Genomic DNA, 23,292 nt, shown 5'->3' with positions numbered 1-23,292 from the left:
GACATTTTCACGTTGCAGTAACAGAGAAAAAATCTTTCAATATCAACAATGACGAAAAAGATGATTAGTTATACTCTGCTGGTCATCATTATTCTTGTTGCTTTTCTTATCTATGGCCTTGTGAAAATAAGGCTTACCACCTCCATATCCCTTCCCAAACCGGATTCTGCGAAGAATGAGGACGTCCACCGGTTGTACGCACACGTGGAACACATAAGCACCCACATTGGTTCGAGAAGCATATTGGAATACACTAAATTAGAGGCAACAAAACGCTATATCGTATCTTGCCTCGAAAGTTTTGGGTATGTTCCCACGCTTCAAAACTATACCTATGGAGGGAAAGTATATAGCAATGTCATCGTTTCAATGAAAGGTGAGAAATATCCTGATGAAACGGTTATTATCGGTGCCCACTACGATACCGTTTTTGATACGCCCGGCGCCGATGACAACGCCAGTGCCGTTGCTATCCTGCTTGAGATGTGCCGGATATTAAAAGACTACTCACCGAAAAAGACACTAAAACTGATTTTTTTCGTTCTCGAAGAACCCCCCTTATTCAGATCGGAATATATGGGAAGCTATATATATGCTGCAGACGCAAAGGCAAGAAATGAGAATATCACCGCCATGCTTTCCCTCGAAATGCTGGGATATTATACCGACCAAAAAGGTGGGCAGATGTTTCCCCTTCCTCTGATGGGTCTTATGTATCCATCAACCCCTAATTTTATAGGCGTTGTGGGTAATCTGAAGTCGAAAAGACTGGTGGAGAGAGTTAAGAATTATTTACTGGAAGGTTCCAGCGTTCCCGTCGTATCGCTGTCAACATTTAGTTTTGTTCCCGGTGTCGACTTTTCTGACCACCGTTCATTCTGGAAAATGGGATATCCTGCCGTCATGATCACAGATACAGCTTTTTACCGAAATCCGAATTATCATTCTGAACGTGATACCATCAATACACTGAATTTCGATAAAATGTCTGACCTTCTGAAAGGATTGGTGCACGTCACCAAAGCCCTCACTTTCTAATATAGTATTCAATCCACTCCCGGTGAATGGAGATATCGCCTTCATCAAAATGGAACCCCTCCCTGTCCAAAAGGTGGACAATGGAGTTTGAGTGCAGGTCCATGCCGTGCACCTCGTATTTTCCGCTTTCCAGGAGCCGTTCACTGAGGGCGTCCCGATGGATGGAATGGAATTAGTGAGAAAGACAGGATCGAGGAAGGGTGACTGTAAGAGGCGCCCCTACAGATGGTGTCTCACAAAATCTATCGCATTTTTGAAGATGGCAAGACCCATCCCCTCCTCGGGGAGTTTTTCCCGGCTCCAGCGGGGATGATTGGTGTAGTGAAGATATGCCTCCGGGTGAGGCATCAGGCCGAAGATCCTCCCCGTTTCATTACAGATGCTGGCGATCCCGTCAACAGAACCGTTGGGGTTGGCAGGGTAATCCATCGTTGCCCCTTGATAATCCGCATGACTGTACTGGACAACAACATGCTGATCCCTGTGTAATCTTTTCCGCACTTGTTCGTTTTTTGTAATAAATTTTCCCTCGCCGTGCCTCACCGGCAGATAGATACCTTCCATATTTCGTGTGAAGACACAGGGCGAATTCCGGTTGACCGTAAGATACACCCACCGATCTTCGAACCTACCCGAATCGTTAAAGGTCAGGGTCACGGTTTGATCCCGGTAATCCCCGTCAAAACCGGGGAGCATCCCCAATTTGACCAGTAACTGAAAACCGTTGCAGACGCCAAGGATCAGTTTTCCCTCCTCAATGAACCGGGCAAACTGATTGTAGAGTTTTTCATTGTCCTTTGTGTCGCCATGCGACATGAATGTTTCTTTTTCCCCCTCGATTTTTGCATGCAGAATCCGGTTCGCCCCCGCCTTTGCCGCTCCGAGGTCATCTCCGTCGAGGAAGCCACCGGGGAGGTTGAGAAAGTGATAGTCGTCAAGGCTCTTCTCCCCGTGGAGCAGGGCGCTGATGTGGACAATATCCACCTCATCGGAGGCGGCCAGACGACAGGCATGGGCCATTTCCATCTCACAGTTCGTTCCGTACCCTGTGATGACGATTGATTTTACCTTTTTCAGCATCCCATTTCTCCCAAGTTGGAAGTTGGAAGTGCCCTAAAGTGCACTAAAGTTGGAAGTTAAAAAATTCATTTTAGTTCATTTTAGTTCACTTTAGGCACTTTAGCTCACTTTAGTAACTAATCGGAGGTGGACTTCAAGACGGAAATAAAGGCGCCCTGAGGTATGCTGACTGCTCCAATCATCTTCATCCGTTTCTTACCCTTTTTCTGTTTCTCGAGGAGCTTTCTCTTTCGTGTAATATCACCGCCATAACATTTTGCCGTTACATCTTTGCGGAATGGCGAGATGGTGGTCCGGGAGACGATTTCCCCGCCAATGGCCCCCTGAATGGCTATTTTAAACATATGCCGGGGAATTTCCTCCTTTAACCTTTCACAGGCCTGCAGACCGCGGGCGCGGGCACGGTCACGATGGGCGATCTGGGATAGGGCATCCACCTTTTCCCCGTTTATAAGGATATCGAGCAGCACGAGGTTGCTTTGCCGGTAATCAATGATGTCATAGTCAAAGGAACCGTAACCCTGGGTGACGGACTTGAAACGGTCATAGAAGTCGTAGATCATCTCGGCCAGCGGCATCTCATAGATCAACTCGGCCCGGCCCGGCCCCGGGTAATTCAGGATGGAGTTGACACCACGCTTTTCCATGCAGAGCTTCATGACTGCACCGACGTATCTTTCCGGCATCATCATGACGGCGCGGATATAGGGTTCTTCCGACTTCGCGATGGAAGCCGGATCGGGATAGCGGGCCGGGTTGTCCACATCCACCACAGCGCCATCTTTCAAGGTGAACCGGTAACGGACACTGGGGATGGACAGGATGAGGGAGAGACCATATTCCCTTTCCAGTCTTTCCTGGACTACCTCGAGGTGCAAAAGACCGAGAAATCCACACCGGAAGCCCTGACCGAGGGCTACAGAAGAATCCCTTTCATAAACGAAGGAGGCGTCATTGAGCTTGTACTTTTCGAGGGAAAGGGCAAGGTCCTCGTAGTCATCCGAAGCAACAGGATAGATGGAGGCAAAGACGACGGGTTTGATCTCCTTGAATCCGGGAAGAGGTCTCAGGCATGGCCGCTTATCAAGGGTAATCGTGTCCCCTGTACGGACGTCCGAGATTGTCTTTACACCGGCGATTATATATCCAACCTCACCTGCGGAAAGTTTGTCACGCCTGTTGCGGGAAAGCAGGAAACGCCCCACCTCCTCAACTTTGTAAACGGCATTGTTGGACATAAAACGGATGATATCGCCCGTTCTAACGGCGCCATCAAAGATGCGGCAGTGGATCACCGTGCCGCGAAAAGAATCGTACTTGGCATCAAAGATGAGGGCGGAAAGAGGGGCGTCCGGATCGCCCTTCGGGGGCGGGATTCTCTCGACGATAGCCTCCAGGATATCTTCGATTCCCGTCCCTTCTTTGGCGGAACATTTCAAATGACTGTCGGGGTCCAATCCCAACTCCGATTCGATCTGCGCCATTACCCTCTCCACATCGGCGGAGGAGAGGTCAATCTTATTGATGACGGGGATGATTTCGAGGTTATGTTCCATGGCCAAGTAGAGGTTGGCCAGGGTTTGCGCCTGCACGCCCTGGGCGGCATCTATCAGGAGAAGAACGCCTTCACAGGAGGCCAGGGAGCGCGACACTTCATAAGAAAAATCCACATGGCCCGGTGTATCAATCAGATCGAGGGTATACTCTTTTCCGTTCCTGGCCCGATAGGGAAGGGCAATCGCCTGACTCTTTATCGTGATCCCCCGTTCACGCTCGATATCCATCGTATCAAGAATTTGATCCTTGAAGGTACGTTCATCGCACACACCGGTGTACTGGATCAACCGATCGGCGAGGGTTGATTTCCCGTGGTCAATATGAGCAATGATACTGAAATTACGTATATTTTCCATAAAAACATTGTAACTACTCAGGTCCAAAGGCACAGAGCACCAAAGGCACAAAGTCAAAAGATATGAAACATTCATGAGCCATTGGCTCGCAAAGAATGATGAAAATTACAGTCAGGACAGCCTCCTACCATGGATGGTGATCTTATAAACCAGTAGGACAGGCGTCTCGCCTGTCAAAGGGACATTTTCAGATGAAAAGAATGAGTTGCTTAAGTTCCTATAAGATATTTACAAAGCGGTATTTGGACAGGTTGTGTCCTGCATTCTGCTTGTATTCCTTTGAACTTTGTGCCTATGTGCCTTTGCCCCTTTGTGCCTGAATAGTTACCCCCTGCTTAAATATTTACGCCAATTTCCGGAGGAGATCCTCAGAGACTTCTCTGACACCCGGCAGACCATCCACCTCGATTACCTTTACCTTTTCCTTGAAGTAATTTATCGCCGCCATCGTTCCTGTTTTTGTGTCGTAATAGATATTATGCCTCTTATCAATGGCAACCTCATCCTGGTCATCAGCGCGGGCCAAAAGCTCTTCACAACCACAAACCCGGCATACCATCTTTCCATCCTTCTCGGCCGGCTTGATGGCATCAATATAGATATTGTTGGGATGGTTATTGTCAGTGGCACACAGTCTTCTTCCCATAATCCTTTTCTTGGCGGTATCCCTGTCAAGGACAATCTCAATCACATAGTCGAGCTTCATCTTCTCTTCTTCGAGAGCCTTCCAAAGCGCCTCTGCCTGAGCCAGATTCCTTGGAAAGCCGTCTAAAAGCCATCCGTTTTTGCAGTCATCTTCTTTAAGGCGGGCCAAGAGCATGGGAACGGTAATACTGTCGGGAACCAGTTCTCCCCGGTCAATATAGGTCTTTGCCTTCTTTCCCAGCTCGGTTCCTCCGGAGATATTATTTCTGAAGATCACGCCTGTTTCTATATGGGGCGCCCCATACCTTTTTTGCACAATCGCTCCCTGCGTACCTTTGCCACTTCCGTTAGGTCCGAAAATTAAAATATTCACCCTTTAAACTCCTTTCACAAAGCACTTGAGCTGTCCCTATATAAACAATTACCCTTCTTTTGGCAACGGCAAACTTCACCTCTTGAGCAATTTTGTCCGTTGCTCTACAATTCAGGCGACAACCTGCCGCGTAAGGTCAATGTCCTCAGGTAGAGCTGCAGGAGGCAGAGGCACAGGAAGAACACGATGATGACGATGTATTGCTAATTTTTCCCCCCTTTCCCCCGAAGACTGACATCAATTTATCCGTTTTTTTTGACTGGCAAACAGGACAGGATACCTCCAATTTTTCCCGGCTGGATCTGAATAAGACCTCAAATACATTGTTACACTTCTTGCATTTAAATTCATAGATCGGCATTGCTCTTTTCCCCCTCCCCTACCGGTTTGCAGGGCAACCCGTAAAAATCATTGCTTTCCCTTTTTCTCCGGTGATAATATTGTATAGTTACTCAGGAACCAGAATGAAAATAATCTTCTTTCGAATTTTAAATTATGCCACAGTTGGAGGCTTTTTGCAAGCAGGTAAGCAGGTGAAAAGAGGAATATTGTAAATGAGTGGGACAGGATATTCAGAAAACGATTACGTCTTTCGCTATCCCATGCCTGCTGAGGCAGCGGGTGGCGATGACAAGTGTATCTCCCGATTAGACCTATTAAGTGCGCATTTAAGAAGTATCCTCGATATGTTGATTCCCTGTAGCGGAGATTCTGAGGTAAAGATTGACGGGTTCAAGCTGATAAATAACAAGAATCTGATACACAGGTTATATGATGAAGATCATGATGATACTCTCCCCTTTAGGGAAAAACAGGATAGCCCTTCGCCCGGTGAAGCTGCACGGGAGTCGGTGGGGAAAAACGATAAATCTGTAACAGATAAAGGAGATGATGCAGAATACAGCTTCCAGTGTATAAAAAATGCCGCCCTTTACGAACCGACTATCGAGTACATTCAAAAACAACTGAAAAACCTGCTGGATTTTATCGCCCTGGAAAGCAATGGAAAGGTGGTGAAGGTTGATGGTTTCAGGCTCAAAGACCTCTCTCAATGGGTGGAAGATACTCCCTGCGATCCCGCCGACATGTTAGGGTATATAGCAACCAGATGCAACTGTAATTGCGTCTTTTGCTATAACAAGGGGTGTCCTCCCGAGCTGGCACTTGTGAGTCCTCTTAGGTCTGCGGAGGAAGAATTCAGAGAGATACGCACCCGCCTTAAATATTTTTCCCCTGAAAGGGGCAGAAACTTATTTACCTCTCTGGGAACGTGCTTTGAGGCCTTCATTCATCCCCATTTTAGAGAAGCGCTGGAGGAAATCCGCAAGAGAAGCAAACGGGTAATCAGGATCTCAACCAACGGCGCCACCCTGACGGAGAAGATGGTCGCTTACCTCTCGGGGTTTAATCCATTGCATCTAGACATTGCCTTGCATAGCTCTTCGGCTGGCCGGAGACGCAGATTAATGGGTGATAGAACCCCGGAGATTGCCATCAAATCCCTGCCTCTGCTTAAGAGAGCGGGTATTGTTTATGACATTGTCATTGTGCCATGGCCCGATGGGTCGCCGGAAGAGATGCTTGGCAATATGGAAGAGACAATCGCCTATGCCGATGAACATGATGTTAGACTGGTTCAGATCAGTCTACCGGGGTATTCTAAGTACTTTTCGGAGAAGAAACTGTTCGACCACGATTCTCTGTGGGAGACAATTACCGAAAGAGTCAGGGAGATAAGGCACAGATATGAAGCCCCCCTCGTGGTGAGACCTGCCCTTTATGAAGAGAATCTGTACTATGAACAGAAGAATATTCCCGGGGTTATCGGTATAGTCAAGGGGTCACCGGCCTTTTACGGCGGCCTGCGGATAGGTGATATCCTGCTGAGGATTGGCGGCAATATAATCCACAATCGTCCACAGGCCAGGGACCTCCTCTCTCTTCTGCAGAAAAGTGAGATCGGATTTATACCGCTGCTGGTCTCGAGGAATGGCCTTAAGTTAGAACTACCTCTTGATCTCAACAGACTTTCGTATCCTTCCTCAAGGGAAATTGACACCCACCTCGGTATCGTCTTCATGGGTACAGGCCTGCGAACTTCCTACCTGGAGTCGTTGCGGGAACTTATTAAAAGGAGAGAGGCGAAAAACATCCTTCTCCTTTCCTCAGCTCTCGTCAAACCTCTACTGGAAGAGATCATCAGGAAGTCGCCCTTATTTCAGGAAAGAGACCTTACAATTGAGATTGGTGTCCCTCCGAACCGGTTCTGGGGAGGAAATATCTGCCTCGGTGATTTATTGGTAGTGCAGGATTACATAGATTATGTAAGAGGGTATATAAAATCGAGGGGTACAAAACCTGATTTAATAGTAATCCCCTCTTCACCTTTTAATTTAAGCGGCTGGGGAAGAGACTTGACAGGAAGGACATACCTTGATATAGAACGAAAAACCGGGCTTCCGGTGGAGATCCTTGAATGTCAAACTATCTATGATTAGGCACTTAAGTGTGAAGTTTGAAGTGAGCTAAAATGCCTAAAGTTACAGAAAAAATCAAAAACTTTAGTCACTTTATACTTTAGTTCACTTTAGGCACTTAGGTGTAAATCCGTTCATGCAAAAATTTATTATTGCCAAGGAGGTGATTGTTATGGAAAACGAAAGGAAAATTAAGGTCCTGATAGCCAAGCCCGGGCTTGATGGACACGATCGGGGGGCAAAGGTGCTTGCCTTCGGCCTGAGGGATCAGGGTATGGAGGTTATCTATACAGGCAGAAGACAGTCGGCTGTCCAGATTGTAAAGGCGGCTATTCAGGAGGACGTTGATGTTGTCGGTCTTAGCTGTCTGTCCGGCGCTCACCTGACATTTTTCCCCAAGGTTGTAGAACTCTTGAAGGAAGAAAAAGCCGGCGATATTCTGGTCATCGGTGGCGGCATTATACCTGAAGAACATATCCCTATCCTGAAGGAGAAGGGGGTGACAGAAATCTTCGTTTCCGGTGCGATGGTGAAAGATATCGCAGATTTTATCAGAAAAAATGTACGCAAAGCAGTCTGAGTGGTTTCAGCGAAATTATTTGCCATGAGAGTGTTTTAATACAAGGGGAAAAGGAGGTAGCTTTATTATGCATCATGATAAATTAGAGGAGATAAAAAAGAAGAGAGAGGAATGGGAAGAAAAGGTACTGAAGCCTGCCGCCAAAAGGTTCAGGATGGAAAAACCGACTGAATTTCATACACCTTCAGAGATCGAGGGTTTTGACTTCCTCCGGGACGTGGGTTTTCCCGGGCAATATCCATTTACGTCGGCATCTTTCCCGGTAAATCTCGTGCCGGCAGTCAGGAAAGGTGCAAAACCAGGCGGATTGAAGAGGGCCTCGCAATATTCCGGCTATGGCACCCCGGAGGATACGAGGGATTATTACAAAGCACAGGCGGCATTGGGCTGGTCGGGCGGGCCAAACTTTGCCCTGGATCTTCCTACCCAGTGCGGGTATGACTCAGACAATAAGACAGTCGCGGGAGAGGTTGGCAAGGTGGGGGTGGCCATTGATACCCTGAGGGATTTTGAGGTTATTTTCGAGGCATTTACCGGAGACCAGGATATGGACAAGATTGCCACAAATATGACCATGAATGCCGCGGCGAATATTCTGATTGCCATGTACATCGCCCTTGCGGAAAAGAGGGGGATACCCATGGCGAAATTGAAGGGTACCCCGCAGAATGACATCTTAAAGGAATTTGTCTCCCGCGGCACCTATATATTCCCTCCGAGACCATCCATGCGGATGTTTAGAGACAGCGTGGTTTTCTTTACGAAGAATCTCCCAGGAATAAATATAACGAGCATCGGTGGTTATCACATCCGTGAGGGAGGGGCAACCCGTGAACAGGAAATGGCCTTTTCTCTGGCCATAGGGATTGCCTATTTACAGGAAGGTGTTAATGCAGGAATTGATATAGACGACTTTGCCCCCAAGTTTACGTTTAACGGATCCGGGGGCAGTTTGGAAATTTATAAGGAAGTGGCATTTCACAGGGCATACAGGAGGATGTGGGCCAAAATTGTCAAGGAGAGGTTTGGGGCAAAGAAAGAGGAAAGCATGAGAATCCGTGTCCCCATGTTTGCCCATATCGGTTGCGGCAGCACAACAAAACAGCGTGTCCTCAATAATCTGAGCCGGACAATGATTGGGGGTATTGCCGGTCTTCTCTCCGGCGGTCCGCCGGCGGTCTTCCCCCCTTACGATGAGCCGTTGGGATTGGGGTGGTCTTTAGAGGCGAGACAACTGGCCGATGACGGGGCGAGGATTCTCATGTATGAGACCGGCATGTGCGATGTGCTGGATCCCTTTGCCGGTTCCTATTTTATGGAATCCCTGACCAATGAGATAGAAAAAGCAGGGTGGGAAGGTCTGCAGAAGATAGAAGATATGGGCGGCGCCGTGACTGCCATTGAGACAGGGTATATGCAGAGGGAAATCGCCAGGAGCGCTGCTGAACGTCAGGCCAGGATCGAGAGGGGAGAGATACTTCTCGTAGGGGTCAACTGTTTCACAGAGGAGTATGAACTTGATGTAACCGTCAATAGGCTCGTTGAGCATCCATATTCTGAACAGAAGAGGTATGATGCGGAGGAAAAACAGAAGGTCAATCTGGCCGAGGTAAAGCGGACAAGAAACAATCGGGAAGTTAAAAGACTTCTCTTAGAGCTGGAAAAGGCCGCCAAAAAGGAAGATGAGAACTTGATGCCCCTCTTCATTCAGCTTGCCAAGGAGTACGCCAGTCTTCAAGAACAGTGCGATGTTTTAAGGGGTGTCTTTGGCGAGTGGCAGCAGGATACATTTATTTAGTGGAGGGCCACGCTCCATCGTGGCCGCTGAGATGGGTCGGAAGGAACCGGGGAGAAGGAAGGAGCAGTTATGGGAGAGGAAATTTTAAGGGAAGATAACAATTATATTACCACTATCTCGATCAATCGTCCGGAAAAGAAAAACGCCTTAAATGGAGCGGCGCTTGTTAGGATGGGGGACATCCTTGCTGATCTGCAGAAGAACGATGATACTCGTGTAATCGTTATCCGGGGAGCGGGAGATGATATCTTTTGCTCCGGCGTAGACCTCTCCGGGGGGGGTGAATCTTTTAAAGAAACCATAAAAGGGATGGAGTACTGTCTTGCCAACCTGATCAGTTGTTTTCGTCCCATTATTACCATGATCTCCGGGCCCGCCCTCGGTGCAGGACTCGACATCGCAGTCATCTCCGATTTCAGGATTGCTTCGGAAACGGCCAAGTTCGGGGTCCCCCTCGTTAAGCTTGGCAGGACTTATTACTATACAGCGATCCATCGCCTTACCAACTTATTGGGTATCGCAGCGGCAAAAGAGTTGCTCTTACGAGGAAGGCCCATAGACGCAAAACGGGCAATGGAAATGGGTCTTGTTAACCGGGTAGCGCCTTCCGGGCAACTGCTGGACGCCACTTATTCCCTGGCAAAAGAACTGGCCGAGGAGAACGCCCCCCTGGCTGTGAGGGCAACGAAAATAATGCTCCAAAAGCTTACAGAACAACGGGGGATTGACCCCCGGATCGAACCTGAGCTGAAAACCTTAGCCGATGAGGCGAATAACAGTGAAGATGCCCGGGAGGGCGTCAGGGCTATGCTGGAAAAACGCAAACCAAAATTTACCGGCAGGTAACAGACCCTCTTTCCTGACGGGGAGGGGCTTAATCAGAATCCAGAACAGACAAAGCAGGGGCGGGTTTTAAACCCGCCCTTTGAGCTGTAATATTCTAAAAGAGGGAGGAATGTTGATTTGGCTTTTTTTGAAAGGAATAAAAATATAAAAGTTGATCCTCTCGGCAATGGATTACTGAGAATAGAAGTATCCATGATGGATAATGTCCATCATATCACCACCATCTTTCATATCTCCTTTCCGGAGAGAGTGATCAAGCATGCGGAGGGGGAATTCAGAAGGGCTCCCTATGTGGAAGTTTGCGGGCAGACCGTTCAGAGAATGAAAAATCTTATCGGTATCAATACCAACAGGGGAATGGGACTTACCGAAGCAGTGATCGAGGCGGTAGGCGGTAAAGACGGCTGTCCTCACCTGGTTGACCACACCCTCGAAATGGCCAAGACTCTAATTCAATTCATAGATAAATCGTATAATTTCCCCATGGGAGAATATATTGAAGATGCTCCCCTGATGAGGGAGAGAGTCAATGAGGTCTACCCCCTGATCAAAGATACGTGCTGGGCCTATAAGGATGGGAACGCTCACCTGTTTACAAAAGACGTTAAATGCGGCCTTCAGGCAGATTTAGTGATTTAGGTCCCCTGATGATTGATGGGCAGCCGCTGATGGGGGAGAGAGCCGGTGATAGTGGCCTCTGGATGGACGATCGGCAAAGATGGGCTGAAAGCCCTTCGAGAAGGAGTATCACAACAGATTAAACCTTCTTAAGGCCTCAGCTAATCTATTGTCCTCACGGGAGAGCTCTTTAAAGGCATCCAGCAACCTACGAAGTATACCCTCCTTTTCCATAAACTCAATGGCCTCCCTCCTCGTCTCCCTGATAACAGTTCTCCTGTCCCACCAAGCAAATCCGATAACTACAGCTACTAAAGAAGTAAATATACCGGCAAGAGCGAACCCCTCATCTTTGATGATTACGAAATCAGCCTGATCCTCCCCTGGGCAATCCCGCTGGTCTTCACATCATATACCATCGGGTCAAGTCCGGTGAAACCCTGTGAAACCAGTTGACAAGCATTAATGATTTCATATAAATCTAAACTACTAAGGAACTCTGTTTCATTGTGGCGCGGATAATTGGCAGTATAATAAAAGGAGCATATTTTGACCCGTTTTCTTCATACCGGTGATTGGCAGTTAGGGATGACCCGCCATTTTTTCTCAGAAGGGGTTCAGGAAAGATTTGCCCAATCCCGATTCGATGCCATACGTAAACTTGGACGTATTGCCGAAGAAGAGAGTTGCCGGTTTATGGTGGTTTGTGGAGATGTCTTTGAATCGAACCTGGTTGATCGGAAGACGGTTTCCCGCGCCCTCGAAGCTTTGAAGGATGTACCTTTCCCTGTTTACTTGCTTCCGGGGAACCATGATCCACTTAACGCAGCATCCGTATACCGTTCCTCAACCTTCCGGGAGCGAAAGCCGCCCCATGTCCATGTGATAGAGGATATAACTCCCATTAAGGTTAGCGAGGGCATGGAGATTGTGGGGGTTCCGTGGACCTCTCGGCGACCCCTGCATGATCTCGTGGCTGCGGCAACCGCACAGCTTGAATCATCTCCTGATACCGTACGTATCTGTGTCGCCCATGGGATGGTGGACAGCATTTCTCCCGATCCCGATGATCCGGCGGTTATTTCCCTGCAAGCGGCAGAGGAAGCGATAGCACAGGGCAAAATTCACTATCTGGCCCTCGGGGATCGCCACTCGCTCACCCAGGTGGGTGATACCGGTCGTATATGGTATACGGGTTCACCGGAACAAACCGATTACAATGAGGTCAAGTCCGGCTTTGCACTCGTAGTTGACCTCGACAGAGAGAAAATAGCTGCACGGGAGATAAATATAGGCGAATGGCGATTTATCGAGCGTAAGCGCCTTGATATGAACACCAGGGAGGACATGGAGAATCTTCGCTGCTGGCTTGAGGAAATTGATGATAAGGAGCGTGCCGTAGTCAAGTTACGCTTAGTTGGCACCCTCTCGCTTTTGCTTTATGACCAGCTTCAGAAACTATTTATGAGCATCAGCGAGCTTCTCGGTGCCCTGGAGATACGTACTGACAAATTGGTCGTGATCCCGGAAGATGCGGACTTTGCCGACTTTGGATTTTCGGGTTTTGTCCATCGTACGGTGGAACAGTTACGGTCAAATGCCCAGGATGCGGGACCGGCTGCCATCAATGCCCGCGACGCACTTACTCTCCTGGTCAGGCTTGCAGGGAAAGCGCCATGAGGATCCTCCGTTTACGGCTGCACAACTACCGAGGCATCGAAGAGGCCGATGTCCATTTTGAGCCTGTGGGTTTGACCGTTGTTGAGGGGCCTAATGAAGTTGGAAAAACGAGCCTTAGCGAATCTGTCACGATTCTTTTCAAATATCTCGATTCGAGCAGGCACCGGGAGGTGGAAGCGGTCAAACCCGTTTCCCGGGATGTTGGCACTGAAATTGAACTTCAGGCAGAAAGCGGCCCTTACAGTTTCATTTACTTCAAACGGTTCCATAAAAAGCCGGAGACGACGCTCAGGGTCACGAAGCCAAAACCAGAGAACTACACCGGTCGCGAAGCGCACGAACGCGTGGAGGCTATCTTACGGGAAACAATTGATCTTGATCTCTGGCTTGCCCTCAATATACAACAAGGGGAGGCGCTTTGCCAGGCGAACCTGGCAAACCAGACTTCACTTTCCGCCGCGCTCGATAGAGCTGCCGGCGGCCAGTCCACCGATCCGAGGGGAGAGAGTATCTTCGAGTTGGTCCGGGAGGAATATGCAAACTACTATACCGAACGGGGCAACGAAAAGAAGGAATTACAGGAATCACGGAGAGCCGTGGAAAATGCGTTGCATGAGGGATCATCGCTTAGACAGCAGTTAAGCGATTTAGAACAGGATATAGAGCGGGTTGCCATCCTTCAGAATGACCTCGAACGGTTTGCAAAACAGGAAAGGGAGATGGAGAGAGAAATTTCTGAGTACCAGAACTCCCTTGATGAAATCCAGAAACTGGAAACCGCCCTGGAGACCGCCCGACTGAAATTGGATTTGGAGAGGAAGTCGGAAAATGCGGCGCGGGTGGAAAAGGAATCGCGACAAAAACTCGTTGATAGAGTCAACAAGACACTGAAGGAACTCGCGGATCTTGAGACGGCGATCAAATCATCCACTCCTGCTCTCCAGAATGCGGAGGACGATTTGAAGAAGGCGGAAGAAACCGCAGATTCCGCCGAGAGGCAACGAAAAGACGCCGAGAAGCTCCTGAGCCTCCGGCGCGTGGATTTTGACTACTTCACCAACAAACTCCACCTGGAACAGTTAACGGAACGTAAAGAACGTATTGACCGGGCCCGCGAGGAAGCCGCGTTGGCGGAAGACACGCTGACCGGTAATCATGTAAACGAAAAATGCCTCAGAAAAATCAAAGAAGCTGAACGTGCTCTCGTTATCGCCCGTGCCCAACAGGAAGCCGGTTCCCCCTCGCTTTTGTTACGTGCTCTCACCGATCTTACCATACAAATCAATGGTAAACAGGAAGCCATCGGAGAGGACCAAGAAAAAACTATCTATGTGCCGGACCGGGTTCGATTAGCTATTCCCGGGACCATTGATCTGGAAATCACCGCTGGCGCCAGCGCCGCCGATTTGTCCCAAAGATTGGAAGAAGCGCAAGAAGCACTTGAAAAGGCCTGTACCGCCGCCGGGGTCAGCGGACCGGACGAGGCGAGGAGAGCCTTTGAAGAACGCCAGGAGGCCCTTAGACTTATCGAAAACAGAAAACAAATAGAACGGGACAATCTTCGTGACCTTACCTATGAGCAGCTTGAGAGAAAAGTCGCCGGTTTGGGAAAAACTATCCCTGCCTATCCGGGCGAACGTGTGTTATCCCCGCCGCTCTGTCCCGATCTGGAATCTGCAAAGAGGGAAATCCGTAGGGCAGAGGAATCTCTCGCCGTGGCCAGCCGGGAATGGGAAGCAGCTCGTGGTATCCTGAACGCTGCCCGCGAGGTTCGTGACAGGTTGCGGGAAAGCGGGCGTGAAACTATTATCCAGCTTGACCTCAAAGCGGCTGATCTCAAGCAGGTGGAGGAGGAACTCCGCCGGGCAAGGAACCGTATCTCAGATGAAGAGCTAAAAGCAAATCTAAATGAAGCTGTTAGGGAAGTTTATCTCCAGGAAAGAAACTTTCATGATGCCGAGGAAGCCCTTAATAAAAAAAGGCCTGAAAAAGTCAAGACATTGATGGAAACGGCGAGGGGGTCGTTGCAGACGGTCCGACAAAAGCGCAAAGATGCCCAAAACGGGCTTATTGAAGTACAAACGCGTCTCAAGGTGTTGGGCGAGGATGGGCTTCACGAGAAACTGCATGCCGCTGAGAGCCGCTTGGAGCACCTCAGACGAGAGAAGGAAGCGTTGGACCGGAGGGCGTCCGCCGGGAGACTCCTTTTTGAAACTATGAAGGACGAACGTGACAGGACACGTCGCGCATACGTGGCTCCCCTCAAAGAGAAGATCGGGCAGCTCGGTCGTCTTTTGTTCGACGATTCTTTTGCAGTGGAGGTCAGTGAAGACTTGCTGATCACCAGCAGGACTCTGGACGGGACAACGGTCTCATTCGATTCCTTGAGTGGCGGAGCTAAAGAGCAACTCTCGCTGATCGCGCGCCTCGCCTGTGCCATGATTGTCGGCAAGGAGGGAAAAGGGGCTCCTCTCATCCTTGATGATGTCCTTGGCTATACAGATCCGGAACGGCTTAAATTGATGGGAGCAGTTCTCGCCAAAGCAGGGCAAGTATCCCAGATAATCATTCTTACTTGTATGCCTGACCGGTACAGAAATGTGGGGAAGGCTGCTGTGGTCCGTATGGGATGATGAGCGGAAACACCGGTAGGCACAGAGGCACAGAGGCACAAAGTAGAAAAAAAACAACGAAACGACCCTGCTCCGCTCTGCTTTGTGCCTGTGTGCCTCTGCCACTTTGTGCCTGAGTAGTTACCTGCCTTTGATGGAGTGTGATTAAATATATGAGAATAGCTGCGCTTTTTCCGATTGCCTGGCGCACACCGCCAAGACACCACCGTCCCTGGGGGTTTTATCAAACCTTGTCCGAGATGCCCGACCACAAGATAAAGAGGATAACTGTTTATCCTGGCCAACGCCTGAGTTATCAGCGCCACTTTCATCGCTCCGAACACTGGTATGTGGTAAAGGGACGTGCGACAGTAACGGAAAACGGGCAGGATATCGAATTGACATCCGGCCAAACCATCGTCCTGCCGGTGGGATCGTGGCACAGGATCAGGAATCCTGGCGAAGAGAACCTGGTTTTTATCGAGGTCCAAACAGGGGATTACTTCGGCGAGGACGATATCGAGAGGTCGGAGGATGATTATGGCAGGGTCTAAGGAAGGGCAACGGGGGTCTGGCTTATGGAACTTTACATTCAGGTCGTAACGACAACGGAAAAGAAGGAAGATGCAGAAAAAATTGCAAAAACCATCGTTGAGAAAAGGCTGGCCGGATGTGTCCAGATTGTAGGGCCCATCCTTAGCGTCTACTGGTGGAAGGGCAGTATAGAAACGGCCCAGGAGTGGCAGTGCCTGATGAAGACCAGAAAAGACCTTTACGGGGAAGTTGAAAAAGCCGTCAAAGCGATCCACCCCTACGAGACACCGGAGATTATCGCCATCCCCATTGTTGACGGGAGCAGGGAATATCTGGGATGGCTCCGTAAGGAACTGATCCGCAACGAAGGTGAGGCCTGATGATGCTGCTTGCCGGCGACGTTGGTGCAACCAAGACCCGTCTGGGTATCTTTTCGCCGGAGAGGGGACCCCGGTCACCCCTCGCAGAGGCGATTTTCATGAGCAGGCGGTATCCGGACATGGAAACTCTCATCGGGGAGTTTCTGGCTCAGACCGGCCTGACTGTCGGGAGGGCCTGTTTCGGCGTGGCGGGGCCAGTTGTCGGCGGCACGGCGAGGATCACCAACCTGCCATGGGTCATTGACGAAAGGCAGCTCTGTGTGGCGTTGGATATTTCCTCTGTCCGCCTGCTGAATGACCTGACCGCTACTGCCCATGCCATCCCCCTTCTTGAGCCTGCGGAGCTGCATACCATAAACCAGGGCCAGCCGGTACAGAGGGGAAACATGGCGGTCATTGCCCCGGGCACCGGCCTCGGAGAGGCTTTTATCACCTGGGAGGGTTCGCGTTACCGAGAGCATCCGGGAGAGGGGGGACACGCAGACTTTGCACCCAACGATCCTTTAGAGATCGAATTATTGCTTAACCTTCAGGAGCAATTCGGGCATGTGAGCTATGAAAATGTCTGTTCGGGGCGGGGGCTGCCCAACATTTATCGCTTCCTCAAGAAGAGACGCTTTGCCGAAGAGCCGTCATGGTTAGCCGAGAAACTGGCGGGGGCAGATGATCCGGTCCCGGTCATTGTGGCGACCGCCCTTGATCAGGCAAGACCGTGCAAACTTTGCGTGGAGGCGCTTAACATTTTTGTATCCGTCCTGGGGGCGGAGGCGGGAAACCTGGCCCTCAAGGCACTGGCTACGGGCGGTGTCTACCTGACAGGCGGTATTCCCCCCCGGATATTGCCCTTCCTGGACAAGGGACGGTTCATGAAGGCCTTCCGGCACAAGGGGCGGATGTCCGACCTGGTCGCACGTATGCCGGTGTATGTGGTCCTCAACAGCGGGGTTGCATTGTTAGGGGCGGCGTGTTATGGTCTCTCATCTTATGAGGAAGGAGCGGTGCCATGACCGATCAGGAACAATTTGATGAAAAATGTATCAACACCATTCGCTTTCTCTCCGCTGATACAGTGGAAAAGGCAAATTCGGGACATCCCGGCATGCCCATGGGGGCAGCGACGATGGCCTATGTCCTCTTTGTAAGACACTTAAAGCACAATCCCGCTAATCCGCACTGGGTCAATCGTGACCGCTTCGTTCTCTCGGCAGGACACGCCTCGGCGCTTCTCTACGTCCTCCTTCATCTGACCGGCTATGACCTGTCTCTCTCGAACTTGCAGTCATTCAGGCAGTGGGGGAGTAAAACACCCGGCCACCCGGAACGTCACTGCGCCCCCGGTGTTGAGATCACCACAGGGCCCCTCGGCCAGGGTATCAGCAGCGCCGTGGGGATGGCTGTTGCCGAGGCGCACCTTGCGGCGCGATTTAACCGTTCCGGCTGCGGGATCGCTGATCATTTCACCTATGTAATGGCCAGTGACGGAGACCTCATGGAAGGTGTAGCATTTGAGGCATGTGCGCTGGCCGGGCACCTTGGCCTTGGTAAGACGATTGTCCTCTACGATGATAACCGTGTTTCCCTTGCGGGATCAACATCTCTCTCATTTACGGAAGATGTGGGCAAGAGATTCGAGTCCTGTGGATGGCATGTGGAACACGTAGAAGATGGGAATAATGTTAGCTCCATTGACAACGCCATCAAAAAGGCAAAAACCGAGACCGCCCGTCCTTCAATTATCTGCATTCGCACAACTATAGGTTACGGTTCACCCCGCAAGCAGGGTACCTCTGAGGCCCACGGCTCTCCCCTCGGAACGGAGGAGTTGCAGGCGGCAAAACGCCATCTCGGCTGGCCCCTTGAACCCCCCTTCTTCATCCCCGATGATGTCCTGGCCCATTTCCGCGAGGTCCTGACACACGGCCGGGCCTGGGAGGATGAATGGCAACAGGTCTTCAGACGCTATGCCGTGACCTTTCCAAATCTCGCCGCCGAATTTAACCGTATCATGAGAGGTGATCTCCCGGAGGGATGGGAATCCGTCCTTCCTGACTATCCCGATGGCTCCAAGGATATAGCAACCCGTAAAGTCTCTGAAGCCGTGATGCAGGCCGTCGCTCATAAGATACCGGAGTTGTTGGGGGGGTCGGCCGATCTTAACCCCTCTACCTTTACATGGCTCAAGGGGTTTGGCGATTTTCAAAGACCTGGTTTACCGGAGGAAGGCATACAGGGCAAGGTGGGTGGCGAATGGGGGTACGGCGGGCGTAACGTACACTTCGGCGTCCGTGAACACGCCATGGCTGCCATCGCGGGGGGAATGGCCATCCACGGCGGGATCATCCCCTATACAGCCACGTTTTTAACCTTTTCCGATTACATGCGACCCTCTATACGTCTTGCCTCCTTGATGGGACTTAGAGTCATTTATGTCTTTACGCACGACAGCATCGGCCTCGGTGAAGACGGGCCGACGCATCAACCCGTTGAGCACCTGATGAATCTGCGAACCGTGCCCAACCTGACCGTTATTCGGCCTGCTGACGCCAACGAAACGGTGGCTGCCTGGCGGGCGGCGCTCCTCAACCAGAATGGTCCCACCGCCCTGATCTTCAGCCGTCAGAATCTCCCTGTCCTGAATCGAACAGAACTTTCCCCCGCCGATGGTCTTCACCGGGGTGGTTACATCCTCTGGGAATCATCCGGCGGGAGGCCGGAGGTGATCCTTATCGGTACAGGCTCGGAGTTACAAATTGCCCTCAAGGCGGGCAAGGAACTTGCCGCCAAAGGGGTCTGCGTGCGGGTCATCTCCCTCCCCAGTTGGGAACTCTTCGATCGGCAACCTGCGAACTATCGTGAATATGTGCTCCCGCCGGAGGTGCGGGCCCGGATAGCTGTGGAGGCAGGTATCAAGCTGGGCTGGGAACATTACGTTGGGCTGGACGGCAAGGTGATCGGGATGGAAGGTTTCGGCGCCAGCGCCCCTTCCCCGCTCCTGTACGAGAAGTTCGGCATCACCGCCGAGGAGGTGGTCCGGTTGGCAAGAGAGATGACCCGTGACCGGTAATTGGTCCTATACGGATGGTTGAAATGAAAGGTCTATGAACTAACGTTCACAAAGAAGGATGAAAGCCCTCTCCCCCCTGTCTCCCCCTTTTCCAAAGGGGGACATATCAGATTCCCCCCTTTGAAAAAGGGGGGTGAGGGGGGATTTAAAGAGGGGGGATTTTAAAAGGTATTTTCAGGTGAAAGTTCGAGAAATGGGAAGGATTTGGCAATGAGGGGTGTACAGGGATCAGCCAGTCTCGGCCCCTATCAGCCCCTGGTGAAAGCGGCCCTTGCGGAATTGCATCACAACCGAATCATGGCCCGGATCTGGAAAAAGGATTACACCGTCTGGAAAGATTCCCCCGTTGAGATCGCCAACCGCCTGGGCTGGTTGAAAAGTCCGCAGGTTATGACAGAGGCCGTCAGCCGGATAAACAACCTGGTGGATGAGGTGCGTGGCGACGGCTACACCCAGGCTCTCTTATTGGGGATGGGGGGCTCAAGTCTTGCCCCCGAGGTCTTCCGCAAGACCTTTGGCGTCCGTGACAGCTACCTCGATCTCGCCATCCTGGACAGCACGGATCCCGGGGCCGTCCAGACCCATGCCGGCAGACTCGACCCGGCAAAGACACTCTTTGTTGTGTCCACCAAATCCGGTGGCACGGTGGAGACCTTTTCCTTCCTTAAATATTTCTACAACCATGTGGAAAAGATCCTGGGTGCATCAGAGGCGGGAAGGCACTTTATCGCCATTACTGATCCGGGGAGCACGCTGGCCGATCTCGCCACCGAGCATCGGTTTCGGAAAACCTTCCTCAATGACCCCGACATCGGCGGACGCTATTCAGCCCTTTCCTATTTTGGTTTGGTCCCGGCGGCGCTGATCGGTATGGACATAGAGACCCTTCTCTGCCGGGCCGCGGTGATGGCTGAGCGCGAGGCTGCCTGTGAAAAACCGAATATAAACAACTTAAACGGGGCATCCCTCGGCGCGGTGTTGGGGGAAATGACCAGAGCAGGACGTGATAAGGTCACGTTCGTTATCTCACCCGGCATCGCGAGCTTCGGCGACTGGCTGGAACAGCTCCTTGCGGAAAGCACCGGCAAGGAAGGAAAGGGGATTCTGCCCATTGTGGGGGAACCACTGGGAAACCAGGATGTTTATGGTAACGACCGTCTCTTTATCCTCCTTCACCTGGATGGTGACGAAGCCGTTGGGAGTGACGGGAGGCTCGCGGCCATTGAAAAGGCTGGCCATCCCGTGGTGCGCATCCATCTCCCTGACCGGTATGACCTGGGAGCTCAATGTTTTCTCTGGGAGATGGCCACGGCGGTAGCCGGTCATCTGCTGGGTGTCAATCCCTTTGACCAGCCCGATGTCAAGGCAAGTAAGGCGCTGACTAAGAAGATGATTGCCGAGTATACGCAAAAAGGTCAGCTCCCCGTGGAAGCGCCTGTCCTATCAGGTAATGGAATAGCTGTTTACGGTGACGTACAGGCCGAAAGTCCGGCGGCAGCACTGGCTGCTTTTCTCCGTCTGGCCGGACCTGGCACCTATGTAGCCATCCAGGCCTATCTCCAGCCCACCGCCGGAACGGATGAGGCGCTGTCTCTCCTCCGTACACAGTTGCGGGACAAATTCCGCCTGGCGACAACCGTCGGCTATGGGCCGCGTTTTTTGCACTCCACCGGTCAACTCCACAAGGGTGACAACGGCAGGGGCCTTTTCATCCAAATTACCGCTGATGACCCTCAGGATGTACCCATTCCTGATGAATTAGATAAGCCTGATTCCTCCATAACATTTGGTATCCTCAAGGCGGCTCAGACCCTCGGTGACCGGCAGGCACTCATCAACGCAGGCCGGCGTCTGATCTGCTTTCACCTGGGGAGGGACGTAGCCGGTAGCCTGAAAACCTTGGCGGAAGCTCTTTAAAAGCCGTCACGCCATTGTCATCGGCGAGAAACATCCTATCTTTCCACTATCGTGACTATTTTTGGGTTAATTGAAAAATAGTCTTGACTATTTTTCATCATTAGGAATAATTGACGCTATGGAGAGCAGGGAACTTTATGTCAAAATTTGGCAAGATCTTGCGAGAGACAAGAGCATGATCTTCCTCGCCGGACCGCGCCAGGCAGGCAAAACCACACTTGCACAAATTCTCTCTCGCTCTTTTCCCAATTATCTTTATTTCAACTGGGATATCCCTGAACATAGAACTCGCCTTATCGAAAATCCAACTTTTTTTGAAGCCGTAGAACGCAAAGACTCATCAACTCCCCTGATCGTGCTTGATGAAATCCACAAATACAAAGACTGGAAAAACTACCTCAAAGGCGTCTACGACCAATTTCGCGATAGATATAAATTTCTCGTCTCAGGAAGCGGTAGGCTGGATATTTATCAAAAAGGCGGGGATTCATTGGCAGGGCGTTATCTTCTCTTTCATTTATGGCCTTTTACTGTTGCGGAATTGGGGAAGCGAAACACAACGATTGATCAGTTTCTCAACGATCCCTTGCAAATCAGCATGGAGGGCACGGAGGAACTGAAAGTGACATGGTCGAGGCTGTCTGAGCTCAGCGGTTTTCCGGAACCGTATTTGGCGAACCGGATTACTACCTACCGCCGGTGGTCAAACACATACACACAACAATTGATACGGGAGGACGTTCGAGACCTAACTGGCATCAAATCTGTCGGAGATGTGGAAACTCTCTATCTTTTATTGCCGTCTAAAGTGGGCAGTCCTCTTTCAGCCGCCTCCCTTGCTCGTGACTTGCGAGTATCTTATAATTCGATTCGAAGCTGGTTATCTGTCTTTGAGAGATTTTTGCTGATTTTTAGCATTTCTCCCTGGACGTGGAGAATCGTCCGGGCAATCCAAAAAGAACGCAAGGTATATCTGTGGGATACTCCCCGTATAAGGGAGCCGGCAGCTCGGTTTGAAAATATGGTTGCCATGGAGTTGTGGCGGGCGGTTACAGCGTGGAATGATATGGGCTACGGTCTGTTTTCGCTCCATTTTATAAAAAACAAAGAACAGCAGGAAGTGGACTTTTTGATCGCCAATGGGCATGAACCTTTCCTCTTGATTGAGGCAAAATTATCAGATATGCAACCGTCCACCGAACTCAGGAAATTTCAACGCACTCTGAACATACCGGCAGTTCAGCTTACAAACGAAGGCGATAGTTACCGACTGCTGTCGAACGAGGACCAATCTATACTAGTGGCTCCAGCATATTCATGGCTTTCTCAGTTGCCGTAGTTTGCTTATTGTCTTAGTCTCGGTAGGGAAAATTTCTTTCACAAAGCAGCTCCCTGTCAAAGGATCAATGTTATACTGATTACTTAATAACTGATAATAAACATATTATCGGTACATTATAAAGAAAATTCTTTGACTTTTCGCATAAATCAGTCTAAATTTCTGGCATCCTTCAAAAAGAAATGATCGTCAGGCGGATAGTAAGGTATTACGTATATTAATTGTTGTGCGGCAAAATGAAAAAATAATTTGAGGAAAATAATGAGCACTGAGAAAATTTATGATGCAACTATTAAGCAAATTCTGAATCATTTCAGAGAGAGAGAGAGAGAGAGAGAGAGAGAGTTCCTCCATCTAGATATTGGGTCTGGTTCCGGCGATTTAGTACGCAATCTTAA

General features: G+C 50.4%; 17 protein-coding genes. 14 read left to right on the top strand and 3 right to left on the bottom strand.

Features of this window, described 5'->3' with window-relative positions; translation table 11 throughout:
* Nucleotides 1–60: 60 nt before the first annotated feature.
* A complete protein-coding gene (locus QMD03_05860) occupies nt 61–1,038 on the top strand; it encodes a M28 family peptidase (protein ID MDI6776756.1) in 978 nt (325 codons plus the stop codon).
* 219 nt (nt 1,039–1,257) lie between these two features.
* Here the strand turns inward: QMD03_05860 and QMD03_05855 are convergent, their stop codons facing one another.
* The 3 genes from QMD03_05855 to QMD03_05845 form a co-directional block, all read right to left on the bottom strand.
* Nucleotides 1,258–2,118, bottom strand: a complete 861-nt coding sequence (locus QMD03_05855; GenBank protein ID MDI6776755.1) for a phosphoribosylformylglycinamidine synthase subunit PurQ — start codon at nt 2,116–2,118, stop codon at nt 1,258–1,260.
* Nucleotides 2,119–2,234: 116 nt separating this feature from the next.
* Complete coding sequence (lepA, locus tag QMD03_05850) at nt 2,235–4,031, bottom strand: translation elongation factor 4 (GenBank protein ID MDI6776754.1); 1,797 nt, start codon at nt 4,029–4,031, stop codon at nt 2,235–2,237.
* Between the two features lie 343 nt (nt 4,032–4,374).
* Nucleotides 4,375–5,049: an adenylate kinase gene (locus tag QMD03_05845; protein MDI6776753.1), complete on the bottom strand. Its 675-nt coding sequence runs from the start codon at nt 5,047–5,049 to the stop codon at nt 4,375–4,377.
* Nucleotides 5,050–5,603: 554 nt separating this feature from the next.
* Here QMD03_05845 and QMD03_05840 point away from each other — a divergent pair.
* The 13 genes from QMD03_05840 (at nt 5,604) to QMD03_05780 (ending at nt 22,894) form a co-directional block, all read left to right on the top strand.
* Complete coding sequence (locus QMD03_05840) at nt 5,604–7,547, top strand: radical SAM protein (GenBank protein ID MDI6776752.1); 1,944 nt, start codon at nt 5,604–5,606, stop codon at nt 7,545–7,547.
* A 151-nt stretch (nt 7,548–7,698) separates the two neighbouring features.
* Entirely contained in the window at nt 7,699–8,106 is a 408-nt protein-coding gene (locus tag QMD03_05835) for a cobalamin B12-binding domain-containing protein (GenBank protein MDI6776751.1), read from the top strand.
* A gap of 67 nt (nt 8,107–8,173) precedes the next feature.
* On the top strand, nt 8,174–9,904 hold the full coding sequence (locus QMD03_05830; protein ID MDI6776750.1) for a methylmalonyl-CoA mutase family protein: 1,731 nt from the start codon (nt 8,174–8,176) through the stop codon (nt 9,902–9,904).
* 69 nt (nt 9,905–9,973) lie between these two features.
* On the top strand, nt 9,974–10,750 hold the full coding sequence (locus QMD03_05825; GenBank protein MDI6776749.1) for an enoyl-CoA hydratase-related protein: 777 nt from the start codon (nt 9,974–9,976) through the stop codon (nt 10,748–10,750).
* 117 nt (nt 10,751–10,867) lie between these two features.
* Nucleotides 10,868–11,389: a DUF2889 domain-containing protein gene (locus QMD03_05820; GenBank protein MDI6776748.1), complete on the top strand. Its 522-nt coding sequence runs from the start codon at nt 10,868–10,870 to the stop codon at nt 11,387–11,389.
* A 528-nt stretch (nt 11,390–11,917) separates the two neighbouring features.
* Complete coding sequence (locus tag QMD03_05815) at nt 11,918–13,048, top strand: DNA repair exonuclease (GenBank protein ID MDI6776747.1); 1,131 nt, start codon at nt 11,918–11,920, stop codon at nt 13,046–13,048.
* Nucleotides 13,045–15,681: an AAA family ATPase gene (locus QMD03_05810; GenBank protein MDI6776746.1), complete on the top strand. Its 2,637-nt coding sequence runs from the start codon at nt 13,045–13,047 to the stop codon at nt 15,679–15,681. Before QMD03_05815 ends, QMD03_05810 begins: the two co-directional genes overlap by 4 nt.
* A 152-nt stretch (nt 15,682–15,833) precedes the next feature.
* Nucleotides 15,834–16,214: a phosphomannose isomerase type II C-terminal cupin domain gene (locus QMD03_05805; protein ID MDI6776745.1), complete on the top strand. Its 381-nt coding sequence runs from the start codon at nt 15,834–15,836 to the stop codon at nt 16,212–16,214.
* 24 nt (nt 16,215–16,238) lie between these two features.
* The gene (gene cutA, locus QMD03_05800; protein ID MDI6776744.1) at nt 16,239–16,574 is read left to right on the top strand and encodes a divalent-cation tolerance protein CutA; all 336 of its coding nucleotides are present in this window, start codon (nt 16,239–16,241) and stop codon (nt 16,572–16,574) included.
* Complete coding sequence (gene glk, locus QMD03_05795; protein MDI6776743.1) at nt 16,574–17,581, top strand: glucokinase; 1,008 nt, start codon at nt 16,574–16,576, stop codon at nt 17,579–17,581. Before cutA ends, glk begins: the two co-directional genes overlap by 1 nt.
* Entirely contained in the window at nt 17,578–19,638 is a 2,061-nt protein-coding gene (tkt, locus tag QMD03_05790; protein ID MDI6776742.1) for a transketolase, read from the top strand. Before glk ends, tkt begins: the two co-directional genes overlap by 4 nt.
* A gap of 210 nt (nt 19,639–19,848) precedes the next feature.
* On the top strand, nt 19,849–21,555 hold the full coding sequence (locus tag QMD03_05785; protein ID MDI6776741.1) for a hypothetical protein: 1,707 nt from the start codon (nt 19,849–19,851) through the stop codon (nt 21,553–21,555).
* Between the two features lie 118 nt (nt 21,556–21,673).
* Nucleotides 21,674–22,894, top strand: a complete 1,221-nt coding sequence (locus tag QMD03_05780) for an ATP-binding protein (GenBank protein ID MDI6776740.1) — start codon at nt 21,674–21,676, stop codon at nt 22,892–22,894.
* The last annotated feature ends 398 nt before the right edge of the window (nt 22,895–23,292 follow it).

Source organism: Syntrophales bacterium (genome assembly GCA_030018935.1).
GTDB lineage: Bacteria > Desulfobacterota > Syntrophia > Syntrophales > CG2-30-49-12 > CG2-30-49-12.
This window is presented reverse-complemented; position numbering and strand designations above follow the sequence as displayed.